This is a genomic window from Undibacterium sp. Ji42W, from assembly GCF_049340405.1.
Classification (GTDB): domain Bacteria; phylum Pseudomonadota; class Gammaproteobacteria; order Burkholderiales; family Burkholderiaceae_D; genus Undibacterium.
The window spans coordinates 67595-79254 of the sequence record NZ_JBMPOV010000017.1 but is presented as its reverse complement, the minus strand read 5'-3'; the positions used below and the strand labels follow the sequence as shown (position 1 = coordinate 79254).

Here is an 11660-nt window from a genome sequence, read left to right as displayed (position 1 = left end):
CAGGTGACCAGCCAGAGATCCATCTGCGTCCGGTTGCCGTCGTGCCTTACAAGTCTGTGGCTGCGGTCATGGCGGCGGCACAGCGTCTTGGTGTGACCAAGATCGGCATGGTCGGGAATGAGCAGTTCTTGAAGTAGAGATATTCATGGCAAGTACTAATACAAGTTGTCACGGTGCTTGCATTGAATGGGGCGATTAACAAGCCTGTTTCATTGTGCTGGATGGCAATAGTGTTGCGGAAATAAAGGGGCTGGATTTAAATTTAACGATACCACTTAAATACCTATTGACATCCACTAGTAAAAAAACTTACAGTAAGGCTTAAAATAGTAGCAGAAGTACAGAATCTGATTTGTCCGGATAACTTATTGCACCGTTTTTATCATCATTTTTATCACCTTTTAATTATCAATGAACAAACAGGCAGAACATCTTTCTACGGCTGATTCATCAGGTACTGCGGAGCAGCCCTCAGCAAAACCTGCTTGTTCTTATTTTATTGGCGCTGATGGTGGTGGTACTGGCACGCGAGTGGTGTTGGCCGATGGCCGTGGCAAAGAACTTGGTCGTGGCAGTGCCGGTCCTTCTGGCCTGGCACATGGCAGGGATAAAGCCTGGCAATCCATTTTGCTGGCGACTCAGCAAGCTTTTGCAACTGCAAATCTGGATGTGCCAGCACTGGCCGATATCGCAGTCGGTTGTGGCCTGGCTGGTGTCCATAATATTCACTGGGCCAGGGAGTTTGTTGCGCTCAATCCTGGCTTTGGCGCAGTCTGCGCAGAAACCGATGCCTATACCACTTTGCTGGGTGCTCTTGACGGCAAGCCTGGCGCTATCATCGCGTTGGGAACTGGTAGCGTCGGTGAAGTTTTGTTACCTGACGGCCAGCGTCGTGAAGTCGGTGGCTGGGGGTTCCCTGTCAGTGATGAGGCCAGTGGCGCATGGCTGGGTATGCGTGCTGTCAATCATTTGCAACGCGTGTTGGATGGTCGTGCTGCCAGCAATTCATTTGCCAGCGCGGTGCTCATACATTGCGGCGGCAATAAAGATGCGGTATTCGCCTGGCTGGCACAAGCCAATCAAACTCGTTATGCCGAACTGGCACCTCTGGTGATACGCTTTGCGCCCGAGGTGGAGGTCGCCCGTGCGATCATGCTAGAAGCAGGTAAAGAAGTCGCCATCATGGCACAGGCCTTAGACCCGGAATCTGTATTGCCCATCGCCCTGTGTGGCGGTCTGGCCGCACCAGTAGCCAGCTATTTGCCAGCAGATTTAAAAGAGAGAATACAAATGCCCAAAGCCGATTCAGCAGTTGGGGCTCTCATCCTGATACAACAGCATTTGCAAGCCCAATAAATACATAAAAAGAGAGAAAGACATGCTGGCACAATTGATAGACTTTAAACCTGACGCAGAAAGTTCTACCCCCTTGTATCTGCAATTGGCGAACAAGCTTGCGAACGGCATACATAGCGGATTGTGGCAGCCGGACGAAGCCTTGCCCTCCGAGCGTATGCTGTCTGACACTCTGGAAATTTCACGCGTTACCGCACGCAAGGCCATAGACATGTTATGCGAGCGTGGCATGCTGACCCGCAAACATGGCTCTGGCACTTACATCACGCCTAAACTTGAACAACCGCTGTCGCGCCTGACCAACTTCAGTGAAGAATTGCGCAACCGTGGTTTTGTTCCAGGATCGCGGTGGTTGTCACGCGAAACCGGTATCGCTTCACCAGAAGAGATTTTGTCGCTGGGTTTGTCACCCAATACCGTCGTGTCCCGTTTGAAGCGTTTGCGTACTGCCGACAATGTCGTGATGGCGATAGAAAGTTCGACCATTCCTGCAATCTACATGCCCAATCCAAAACTGGTCAGTGACAGTCTGTACGGTTATCTGGAGTCACATAACCTGTCACCGACACGCGCCTTGCAGCATATACGCGCCGTCAATGCGACTGCTGAGCAGGCGCGCCTGGCAGACATCAAGCAGGGCGCTGCCATGTTGTTCATTACCCGTGTTGCCTACCTTCCTAATGGCGCAGCGATAGAATTATCGCATTCTCACTGCCGTAGTGATTACTATGACTTTGTGGCGGAGTTGTTCAGATGAGCTTGCAACAACAAGTGCAGGGACAAATACTGACGCCCCAAGGCTGGGTGCGCGGCTCTCTGGTGTTCGACGAGAGAGTGCAGACCATCACTGCCGATGCTGATGTTGAGAATGCTGCTGATGCAGAATCCCTGCATTACATCTTGCCCGGCTTTGTCGATTTGCATGTGCATGGTGCTGGTGGCAAGGACACCATGGAAGCTGGTGATGCCGTCGAAATCATTGCCCGCAAACATGCCAAACACGGCACCACCAGCATGCTGGCCACCACCATGACAGCACCTCTGTCGGATCTGGAACTGGCCTTGAAGGCGATCAGGCCGCTGGTAGATAAACGCAGCAGCGGTTCTGCCCGCATACTCGGTGTGCATCTCGAAGGGCCGTATATCAATCCCGGCAAGCTTGGTGCGCAACCAGATTTTGCTCACACCGGGTCGCTGGAACAGGTGCGCCACCTCGATGCAATCGCACCGATACGCCTGATCACCGTGGCACCAGAAATGGATGGACATCTGCAACTGGTGCGCGAGCTGACAGCCATAGGCATGCAGGTACAGATAGGCCATACCCTCGGCACTTATGAAGAGGGCAAGGCCGCACTGGAAAATGGGGCTACCGGTTTTACCCACCTGTACAACGCCATGTCGCGCCTCGATCATCGTGCGCCTGGCATGGTAGGTGCAGCGCTCGCGCATGCGCAGTTTTCTGAAATTATTCCCGACTTGTTGCATGTCCACCCCGGTGCCATCAAGGCCGCCATGCGTGCGATACCGCATCTGTATTGCGTCACTGATTCCACTGCAGCTTCCGGTATGCCGGATGGGCAATACATGCTGGGCCGCCAGGTCGTGCATAAATGCCTGGGCGGTGTGCGTCTTGAAGATGGTACGCTGGCAGGCAGCACCCTGACCATGGATCAGGCCTTACGCAATCTGGTTAGCATAGGCCTGGACCTGGAAGATGCATCGAAGCGTGTTTCTACCTACGCAGCCGATTATCTGGGATTGAATGAGCGTGGCCGCCTGCAGGCTGGCAGTTATGCAGACCTGGTTGTGCTGGATCGCCAGCTCAACCTCATCGCTGTTTATGTAGAAGGAGAAAAGATTGACCTCGCAGATGCTTAAGGAAGCCAGCTCTTCCGCTGATTTTGTAGCCGAACAACTCAAACACGAAGGTGACCGTTATGCCGAGCTTGGCGCACACTTGCGCGCCAAACCGCCCACATCCGTTGTTACCGTTGCCCGTGGCAGCTCAGACCATGCTGCCAACTATGCAGCCTACCTGATCATGGCCAGGGTAGGGCGCATCGTCGCCTCGCTGCCCATGTCTTTGGTGACTTTGAACAAGGCACCGCTGGCAGCAAAAGATGCATTGGCAATTGCGATTTCACAATCTGGTCAAAGCCCTGACGTGGTCGAACCTATCCGTTATTTCCGTGAAGGTGGTGCGACTACTGTTGCCCTCGTCAACGACGCAGCATCTCCATTGGCACAAAGCGCAGAATGGACCATGCCATTGCACGCAGGCCCGGAACTGAGTGTGGCTGCGACCAAGAGCTTTATCACTTCGCTGGTGGCAGGCGCACGCCTGGCAGGTCACTGGCAAAACGATGCAGAATTTTTGGCAGCAATAGATCAACTGCCAGAATCCCTGCATGCAGCCACAAAACTTGATTGGTCGCCTGCGATAGAAGTCTTGCAACCCGCATCTCGCATCATGGTGGTTGGCCGCGGCATCAGCTTCCCGGTTGCGCTGGAGTCTGCGCTTAAATTCAAAGAGACTTCCGTCATCCAGGCAGAAGCTTTCAGCGGCGCCGAAATCAAGCATGGCCCCATGGCACTGATACATGATGGTTATCCCTTATTGATTTTTGCAACCCGCGGCCCTGCACAGGCAGGACTGATAGCCCTGGCAGAAGAAATGCGTGGCCGTGGCGCGAATGTCTTGCTGGCAGCACCAGAAGATGTCAAGGAACGCAACCTGACTTTGCCAGTTGCGGCAACACCTGACCTTGATCCTGTCGTCGCAATTCAAGCCTTCTACATGATGGCAGCGAACCTGTCGATTGCCCGTGGTCTGGACCCGGACAAGCCAAGGCACTTAAGCAAAGTCACCAAGACAAATTGACGCAGCTACAGCAGCAGACTATTTTTTAAAAATTTAAAAAATAGATACTGCCCCCCAGTATTTTTATTAATGGCAAGATTGGTATGACTAAAATGCGAGATTGCTTAAAAATATTGGGGAGTATGTGTAAAAGAGTGTTTTTGGTAACGAAATTACGCTTGCTCTTGAGCGTACTGCTATTGAGTTTTGGCTTGCACGGCAATGCCTTTGCCGTCCAGAAAATTGAATTCTGGACCATGAGCCTGAAGCCAAAATTCATTCCCTATTTCCAGGAACTCGTCAAAAATTATGAAGCCCAGCACCCCGGCATCAAGCTCGAATGGGTGGACTTTCCCTGGGACATTCTGCAATTAAAACTGATCACCGCCATCGCTGCCGGTACGCCACCAGCACTGGTCAATTTGAGCGTGCCCTGGGCAGAAGAAATGGCGCGTGATGGTTTGCTTGAACCTGTCGATGCCTTGCTGGCAGCATCAGGTGCTGCGAATGATTACACCGATGCCGCATTGGCTGACCTGCGCTTCAATGGCAAGGTCTATGGCTTCCCGCATTACAGCAACGTCAATGTGATAGCCTATAACCGCAAGATACTGGCAGCGGCTGGCATCTTCCAGGCACCACGCAGTATGGATGAATTGCTGACCCAGGCCATCATGATTTCTCTCAAGACCGGCAAGCCTGGTTATGCGCCAGCACTCGGCAAGATTGATGGTTTTTTCATGCAACAAGGGCTGGATTTGATGCGTGATGGCAAGGCTGTTTTCAATTCGCCAGCCCATGTGACCCTGGTCAAAAAATTGGCTACGACTTACAAGGCGGGTGGTTTTTTAAAAGATAAATTATTTGCGGAAGACAATTTCCCTGCCGTAGTAGATGCCTATCTGGGCGGTCGCCTCGGCGTCATGGTCAGTGCACCGACCGCCATCAAACGCATACAAACTGACGCACCTGAAATTTATGCCCAGACTGGTATCTTCCCTGTGCCTCCGGGGCCGACTGGCATTAATGACGGTGGCTGGATGTTTCATTTCGCCATACCCAAAGGTGTAAAGAAAAAAGATATTCCTGAAGTCGCATCCTTCGCCCGCTACCTGACCAGTGATGCCAATCAACTCGCGTTTTCCCGCCAGGCTGGCGTCATGCCAACAACCAAACAAGCGCTGGCAAATCCCTATTTCAAAAAAATACTACCCAATGCTGGCGCATCAGAGCAGGCATTGGCAGTGGCGGCAAACTCCATGAATTCTGCCCGCAGCCTGTATGTCAGCGGCATTGATGATTATGATGAATTGCGCCGTTTTCTGGTCAAGGCGGTCGAAGCTGGCGTCACTGGTCGCCGTGATATACAAGAAGCTCTCGATGAGGCAGTAGCTATCTGGAACCGCAAGTTGCAAGGGGTGAAGCTGCCATGAGTATGCATGGCTCTTTATCAGCAAGCAACAAGCGGCGAAATCTGCTCGCCTATGTCTTCCTGGCACCAGCCTTGTTGTTGCTGCTGATGTTTTCTTTTTGGCCTGTCATGTATGGCTCTTACCTGAGCTTTACAGATTTCAGCCTGATACGCGAAGTACACTGGGTGGGCTTCGCCAATTATCGTGCCTTGTTTGCGAACGACATGTTTTTGACAGGGCTTAAAAATTCCTTGCTGTTTTTGCTGGTCGTACCCTTCACGCAATTGGGGGCGATAACGCTGGCTGTGCTGGTGAATAATCAATTGCCCGGTATACGCTGGTTTCGTGCGGCCTATTATGTTCCTGTGGTGACGACGGTTTCTGTGGTCGGCATCATGTGGGGCTTTATGTTCCATGAGCAGGGCACACTCAATTATGTGCTGCTGAAACTGCATCTGATTACTGCGCCACTGGGCTGGTTATCGGACGATACACTTGCCTTGTTTGCTGTGATGTTTGTCTCTTTTTGGCGTGGCCTGGGCTGGTATATGGTGATGTACCTGGCTGCCTTGCAGTCACTACCTGCCGAGATGCAGGAGGCAGCGATACTGGACGGTGCCAGTCGCTGGCAACGCTTCTGGCGCATCACCGTGCCCATGCTGAAGCCGACAATTTTTGTCTGCAGCATTATGTCGGTACTGGCGGCTTTGAAGGCTTATCAGGAAGTTGACGTGTTGACCCAGGGCGGGCCCATGAATTCTACCTTCACGGCCTTATATTACGCCTATGACCAGGGCTTGAAACATTTGAAGCTACCGCGAGGCCTGGCTGCGAGTTTCGTCGTCTCCCTGTGCTGCATGGCGATTGCTGTTGTCTGCCTGCGCTGGCTTAAACCAGGGCACAGGAAATGAGTACATCCGTCAATAAAATCTTGCGCACAGCATCGCAATATGGCTCGCTGAGCCTGATTGCCATCATCTGTATTTTCCCCTTCTGGTGGACGCTGGTGGTAGCGATTTCTACCGAGGGTAATCTGTTTGAATTCCCGCCTACCTTCTGGCCGCGTGGCATTTCGCTGGATAATTTTGTCGAGGCTTTCCGCGTTATCCCCATCATCGCTTTCTACAAAAATTCATTGCTGATCACTTTAGCGACAGTGCTGGGCAAGCTGGTCGTGTGTTCACTCGCCGCTTACCCTTTATCACGCATGCAGTTCAGCGGCAGCAAGCTCATCATGGGTGTGATTCTGGCGACCATGATTTTGCCGTCTGAAGTCAATTTCCTGGTCAACTTTATCACCATGACCAAGATCTCTTTGGTGAACACTTATACCGCCGTAGTCTTGCCAAATATTGTGACAGCGGTATCCATACTGTTGTTAAAGCAGGCTTTTGATGAAGTGCCGCAGGACCTGCTGGACGCTGCAAGGGTAGACGGTGCCAGTGAATGGATCATCTTCTACCGCATTGTCTTGCCATTGATTACGCCATGGCTGGCAACGGTGTGCATATTGACAGCGGTGGAGGCTTGGAATGAATACATCTGGCCATCCATCGTCATCAGCAAGCCAGAAGACTTTCCCCTGTCTGCCGGCGTGCTGTATCTGCGTGGCACTTATGGCAGTAGCATCCGCGTGATAGCGGCAGGTACGATTTTGACAGTTGCACCTATATTGGTCGCCTTTTTATTTACCCAGCGCTTTTTTATGCGCGGCATGGATGGAGCAGTGAAATGACGCAAGACAATAAGCAAGACAATAATACGCAACAGATCTTGACACGCGAAGAAGCACGCCGCCTGGCCGGGCAACTGGTGATGATACGCATGCCCATCACTAGTCTTGATACGACATCGGCGCAATTTTTAAAAGACAATCATATCCGTGGCATTTGCCTGTTCAGGCAAAACATGGTCGACGAAATCCAGCTGAAAAAACTGACGGCTGATCTGCGCCTTATCTTGGGGGAGGGGGCGCTGATCGGTATCGATCAGGAAGGGGGCGCAGTCGTGCGTTCCACCTGGGTACCGCAGCCCCCGGCGGCAATGTCGCTGGGGGCCAGCGATGATCCTGAACTATGTCGCCAGGTGGGTGCTGCTGTTGCCCGCGGCGTCAAGGCACTGGGCTTCAACTGGAACTTTGCACCTGTGCTCGACCTGAATAACAATGTCGATAATCCCGTCATCTCTGAGCGCTCCTTCGGCTCTGATCCCGAGCGCGCCAGTGAACTGGCCCTGGCCTGGATGGATGGCAGCCTGGCGGAGGGCGTGGCTTGCTGCGTCAAGCATTTTCCCGGCCATGGCGACACCAATATTGATTCCCACCGTGACCTGCCAACGGTAAATAAGAGCCTGGCAGAGTTGCAGGCGCTGGAACTGGCACCATTCCAGATCGCAGTCAGCCGCAATGCGCCCGCGATGATGACCGCGCATATCGTCTATCCTACACTGGATGCAGAAAACCCGGCCACGATGTCCAAGCCTATCTTGACCGGTCTGCTGCGCGATCAATGGAATTACCAGGGTGTAGTGATTACAGACGGCATGGACATGCATGCAATAGCAGGGCGCTATGGCGTAGGCAATGCCGCAGTGCGCGCTTTGCTGGCAGGTGCCGACATGGTCATGGCGCTGGGCACCACAGAGACGCAACTGGAAACCCTGAATGCCCTGACCGAAGTAATTTTGTCCGGCCAGATGTCTCTCGCAGATGTACAGCAAAAACTGCAACGCATGGCAGACCTGACCAAGACTTACCCCTGCATAGATACTGCCTACCAGACCGATATGGCAGACCGTATCCTCATGTCCAGTGCATGGAAGCGTGGTTTGACTATACAGGGCAATGCACAACCGCCTGCCAAAGGCAGCAAGCTGCGCCTTATCATCAGCGCCGACGTGGTCAGTGATGGCGTTTCAGAAGCAGGCATACCTGCAGCAAAAGTCAGCGCCATGCTGGCTAGTTTGTATGATGTCGATACCGTCACCTTTGACAATACCGACAGTTTTGAATGGGGTGCCTTGCCAGATGATGGTCGCTTCGTCGTGCTGGCATCGACCGTGCGCATACGCTACAGCAAACAGGTGCGCGACACCTGGAAGCCAGACCTGCATCTGGTTTTGTGGAACCCATTTCAAATGCTCGACATTCAGGCCCCTGCACTCATCACTTACGGCTTTGCACCGCCCGCCATAGATGCTGCACGCGCCTGGTTCGCCGCAGAAGTGGTCGCCAGCGGCCAGATACCGGTTGCCGGTTTCTCCACCGCCGCTGCATAAGGGAATCAGGGATGGCCGAAGTCAGACTGCAGCAGATCAGCAAATCCTATGGCAATAACCAGGTTTTGCAAGGCATAGACCTGCATGTGCGCAATGGTGAATTCATGGTCTTTGTCGGCCCCTCAGGCTGCGGCAAATCCACGCTCTTGCGCATGATTGCCGGTCTAGAAGACATCAGCGCCGGTGAACTGCATATAGACAATCAACTGGCAAACGACATCCCGCCCGCCAAACGTGGCCTGGCCATGGTGTTTCAGTCATATGCGCTGTACCCGCATATGACCGTGTATGAAAACATGGCTTTCAGCCTCAGCCTCACCAGCATGAGCAAGGCTGAGATAGACAAAGCAGTGAAACACGCCGCCAGCATCCTGCAAATGACCCACCTGCTGCAACGCAAGCCGCGTGACCTGTCCGGCGGCCAGCGCCAGCGCGTCGCCATAGGCCGCGCCATCGTGCGCAAGCCTGGCCTGTTCCTGTTTGATGAGCCACTATCGAACCTCGACGCCAGCCTGCGCGTACAAATGCGGATAGAGCTCAGCAAGCTGCACAGAGAACTCGCCGCCACCATGATCTACGTCACGCATGACCAGGTAGAAGCAATGACCCTGGGCCAACGCATCGCCGTATTCAACGGCGGCAAGATAGAACAAATAGGCGCACCGCTGGAACTCTACGACAAACCCGCGAATCTCTTCGTTGCAGGTTTCCTGGGTTCACCCAAAATGAATATCGTCAAGGCCAGGGTGCTGCGCAATCTTGGTAAGGAAGTAGAGCTGCAACTGGCGGCAGGTACTCATATCAACGTCCACCTTGATGCTAGTAATTTACAGGCAGGAGACGAAGCCAGCCTGGGTATTAGGGCAGAACACATCGTCCTGGCATCACAAGCCACAGAACACAGCAACCAGCTCGAAGTCTGCATCAGCTTCGTTGAACATCTGGGGGATGCCGCAATCGTCTATGCGACGCTGGCAGGTGAAGAAAACCTGTTTGCCATCAAATTGCCAGCGGATACCTCAGACCTGTATGCGGGAGCTGATCTTTGTATACAACTGCCGGGTCATAGGTGTCATGTGTTTGATGTCACGGGTGTCGCGTTAGGCCAGTAACACCGGGCTGGTGATGGAAATTATTTAGTAAAATAGTTTCAAAGAGAATGACAAAAAGGCGCTCAGCACAACCGATAGATTATTTCTTGCCATCACTCAAAGCATAAGCAACGATCGCATTGGCGTGACCATGACCCATCTCATGTTCAGCCTTTAGCTTGCTAACAATCTCCATGTGCTTCAAAGCCTTGTTCTGCTGAACCAGATCTAGCCAGTGCTGGATGGGTTTGCCATATTTCTTCTCTATTGATGGGAAATATGATGCAGGGCCTTTGACTTTTTCTTCTTCAGACATATGACATTTCCTTTCCTTGGTCTAGTGAGATTTATGGGCTACAAGCGGCAATCTACATAAGGTATAGTTCATACGGTACCGAGCGCATTCGGATTGAATATATTTTCATCTAAAAAACAACATGAACAAGCAAAGTAATTTACCTGAATTGGAAGACTGGCAAGCTGTCATTACCTGGCCAAGGTCGATTATTTATCCTGATGCTTACGATGGAGGGGAAACATTAGCGCTGCACTGGGATCTTGGTGCCGTTCCCGAAAATGAAAAGAAGAAAGTGATAAAAATTTGGAGCGCTAAACTTCCGCAGTTTACTCATGTGCGTAGATTAAGTCTTTGGACTCATGTAACTCAACCAGTGTTTGATGCGGCATGCAAAATGCCTGCTCTTGAGCATTTGCAAATCAAGTGGAGCAATCTCAACTCTTTACGGGGTATTGAACAACTTCAAAATTTGCGACGCTTGAATATAGGAAGCTCCACGAAAGTTGACTCTTTAGAACCATTGCGAAAACTAAGTCAATTAAAGATTTTGGATATCGAAAATTTCAAATTGATTTCAGATTTTTCTCCGCTGCTGGATTTGACAGCACTTGAATCTTTGTCGGTTACCGGGAGTATGTGGTCACGTCAAAATCTGGGTTCGATAGAGCCTTTTTCCAAGATGACCTGGCTTAAATCACTTTGTATTGATACTTCACATATTGCATCGATTAAAGCTTTAGCAAGCTTAAAAGGACTGCAGTACTTGGGTGTTGGAGGACGTCTTCCAATGGAAGAGTATGCCTGGCTTTCTGCCAAATTACCGAATGCGCAGTGCAAATGGTTCCACCCTTACATCGATTTTTCTGCATCAGGAGCTGGGCAATGTGAGAAATGCAAAACGGGATCGAAACTGATGCTTACTGGAAAAGGTGCGCGCGTTTTATGCGAAGTTTGTGACAAGGCAAAAATTGAAAAACACGAGGCTGGTTTTAAGGCAGCTAAAGTCGCTGCTTTCGATTAATTATTTTTAAACCAACATCGTCAAATTAAGAGTAGAATTTTAGAAAATTATTGAAATCTGCAATTGGAATTTTATGCTCTTGTTATCATCTCAAAACGAAATAGGTATTAATTCATTTTTTCCCTTAATTGTAAGTAAGAAGTATCGCAAAATTTCTGCCTTGGAATGGCATCACTACCGCCGATATTTGCCGTTGTACGTGATTGTAAATAGTTTTATTTTAATAGTATTATTATTTCTAATACAAAATTCTGCCAATAGTAACTTTGAGTCAATTTATACTGTTACTAGCATTCTGCAATTAATTTATGTATTTTGCCGACTTAATTTCGGTCGGAAAATG

12 protein-coding genes are annotated in these 11660 nt (G+C 51.1%); 11 read left to right on the top strand and 1 reads right to left on the bottom strand.

The annotated features are described in order from the left end of the window. From ACO0LG_RS27345 to ACO0LG_RS27300, 10 genes are all read left to right on the top strand, one after another. Positions 1-137, top strand: a 137-nt coding sequence (locus ACO0LG_RS27345) for an ExbD/TolR family protein (RefSeq protein WP_423031422.1), incomplete at its 5' end; no start/stop codon positions are given. Positions 138-411: 274 nt separating this feature from the next. After that, complete coding sequence (locus ACO0LG_RS27340; protein WP_423031414.1) at positions 412-1356, top strand: BadF/BadG/BcrA/BcrD ATPase family protein; 945 nt, start codon at positions 412-414, stop codon at positions 1354-1356. Between the two features lie 22 nt (positions 1357-1378). Continuing rightward, the gene (locus ACO0LG_RS27335) at positions 1379-2113 is read left to right on the top strand and encodes a GntR family transcriptional regulator (protein ID WP_423012110.1); all 735 of its coding nucleotides are present in this window, start codon (positions 1379-1381) and stop codon (positions 2111-2113) included. Next, positions 2110-3237 carry an N-acetylglucosamine-6-phosphate deacetylase gene (gene nagA / locus ACO0LG_RS27330; RefSeq protein WP_423031412.1) on the top strand — a complete coding sequence of 376 codons (1128 nt, stop codon included), beginning with the start codon at positions 2110-2112 and terminating at the stop codon, positions 3235-3237. Before ACO0LG_RS27335 ends, nagA begins: the two co-directional genes overlap by 4 nt. Then, the gene (locus tag ACO0LG_RS27325) at positions 3230-4240 is read left to right on the top strand and encodes an SIS domain-containing protein (RefSeq protein WP_423031420.1); all 1011 of its coding nucleotides are present in this window, start codon (positions 3230-3232) and stop codon (positions 4238-4240) included. The genes nagA and ACO0LG_RS27325 overlap by 8 nt, the downstream gene beginning before the upstream one ends. A gap of 140 nt (positions 4241-4380) precedes the next feature. Further along, positions 4381-5652 carry an ABC transporter substrate-binding protein gene (locus ACO0LG_RS27320; RefSeq protein ID WP_423031410.1) on the top strand — a complete coding sequence of 424 codons (1272 nt, stop codon included), beginning with the start codon at positions 4381-4383 and terminating at the stop codon, positions 5650-5652. Beyond that, complete coding sequence (locus ACO0LG_RS27315) at positions 5649-6542, top strand: carbohydrate ABC transporter permease (RefSeq protein ID WP_423031408.1); 894 nt, start codon at positions 5649-5651, stop codon at positions 6540-6542. Before ACO0LG_RS27320 ends, ACO0LG_RS27315 begins: the two co-directional genes overlap by 4 nt. Next, a complete protein-coding gene (locus tag ACO0LG_RS27310) occupies positions 6539-7366 on the top strand; it encodes a carbohydrate ABC transporter permease (protein ID WP_423031406.1) in 828 nt (275 codons plus the stop codon). The genes ACO0LG_RS27315 and ACO0LG_RS27310 overlap by 4 nt, the downstream gene beginning before the upstream one ends. Next, on the top strand, positions 7363-8907 hold the full coding sequence (locus ACO0LG_RS27305) for a glycoside hydrolase family 3 protein (RefSeq protein WP_423031404.1): 1545 nt from the start codon (positions 7363-7365) through the stop codon (positions 8905-8907). Before ACO0LG_RS27310 ends, ACO0LG_RS27305 begins: the two co-directional genes overlap by 4 nt. 11 nt (positions 8908-8918) lie before the next feature. Beyond that, complete coding sequence (locus ACO0LG_RS27300; RefSeq protein WP_423031402.1) at positions 8919-10019, top strand: ABC transporter ATP-binding protein; 1101 nt, start codon at positions 8919-8921, stop codon at positions 10017-10019. A 79-nt stretch (positions 10020-10098) separates the two neighbouring features. On the opposite strand, the gene ACO0LG_RS27295 is transcribed toward ACO0LG_RS27300, so the two are convergent. Next, positions 10099-10314, bottom strand: a complete 216-nt coding sequence (locus ACO0LG_RS27295) for a DUF4287 domain-containing protein (RefSeq protein ID WP_423031400.1) — start codon at positions 10312-10314, stop codon at positions 10099-10101. Positions 10315-10435: 121 nt separating this feature from the next. Here ACO0LG_RS27295 and ACO0LG_RS27290 point away from each other — a divergent pair, with 121 nt between their 5' ends. Further along, entirely contained in the window at positions 10436-11317 is an 882-nt protein-coding gene (locus ACO0LG_RS27290) for a leucine-rich repeat domain-containing protein (RefSeq protein ID WP_423031398.1), read from the top strand. Positions 11318-11660: the final 343 nt, after the last annotated feature.

Excerpts from the sequence above, each read along its gene's own strand:
- ACO0LG_RS27340 (WP_423031414.1), top strand. The coding sequence starts at position 412 with ATGAACAAACAGGCAGAACATCTTTCTACGGCTGATTCATCAGGTACT.
- ACO0LG_RS27335 (WP_423012110.1), top strand. The coding sequence starts at position 1,379 with ATGCTGGCACAATTGATAGACTTTAAACCTGACGCAGAAAGTTCTACC.
- nagA (WP_423031412.1), top strand. The coding sequence starts at position 2,110 with ATGAGCTTGCAACAACAAGTGCAGGGACAAATACTGACGCCCCAAGGC.
- ACO0LG_RS27325 (WP_423031420.1), top strand. The coding sequence starts at position 3,230 with ATGCTTAAGGAAGCCAGCTCTTCCGCTGATTTTGTAGCCGAACAACTC.
- ACO0LG_RS27315 (WP_423031408.1), top strand. The coding sequence starts at position 5,649 with ATGAGTATGCATGGCTCTTTATCAGCAAGCAACAAGCGGCGAAATCTG.
- ACO0LG_RS27310 (WP_423031406.1), top strand. The coding sequence starts at position 6,539 with ATGAGTACATCCGTCAATAAAATCTTGCGCACAGCATCGCAATATGGC.
- ACO0LG_RS27305 (WP_423031404.1), top strand. The coding sequence starts at position 7,363 with ATGACGCAAGACAATAAGCAAGACAATAATACGCAACAGATCTTGACA.
- ACO0LG_RS27300 (WP_423031402.1), top strand. The coding sequence starts at position 8,919 with ATGGCCGAAGTCAGACTGCAGCAGATCAGCAAATCCTATGGCAATAAC.
- ACO0LG_RS27295 (WP_423031400.1), bottom strand. The coding sequence starts at position 10,314 with ATGTCTGAAGAAGAAAAAGTCAAAGGCCCTGCATCATATTTCCCATCA.
- ACO0LG_RS27290 (WP_423031398.1), top strand. The coding sequence starts at position 10,436 with ATGAACAAGCAAAGTAATTTACCTGAATTGGAAGACTGGCAAGCTGTC.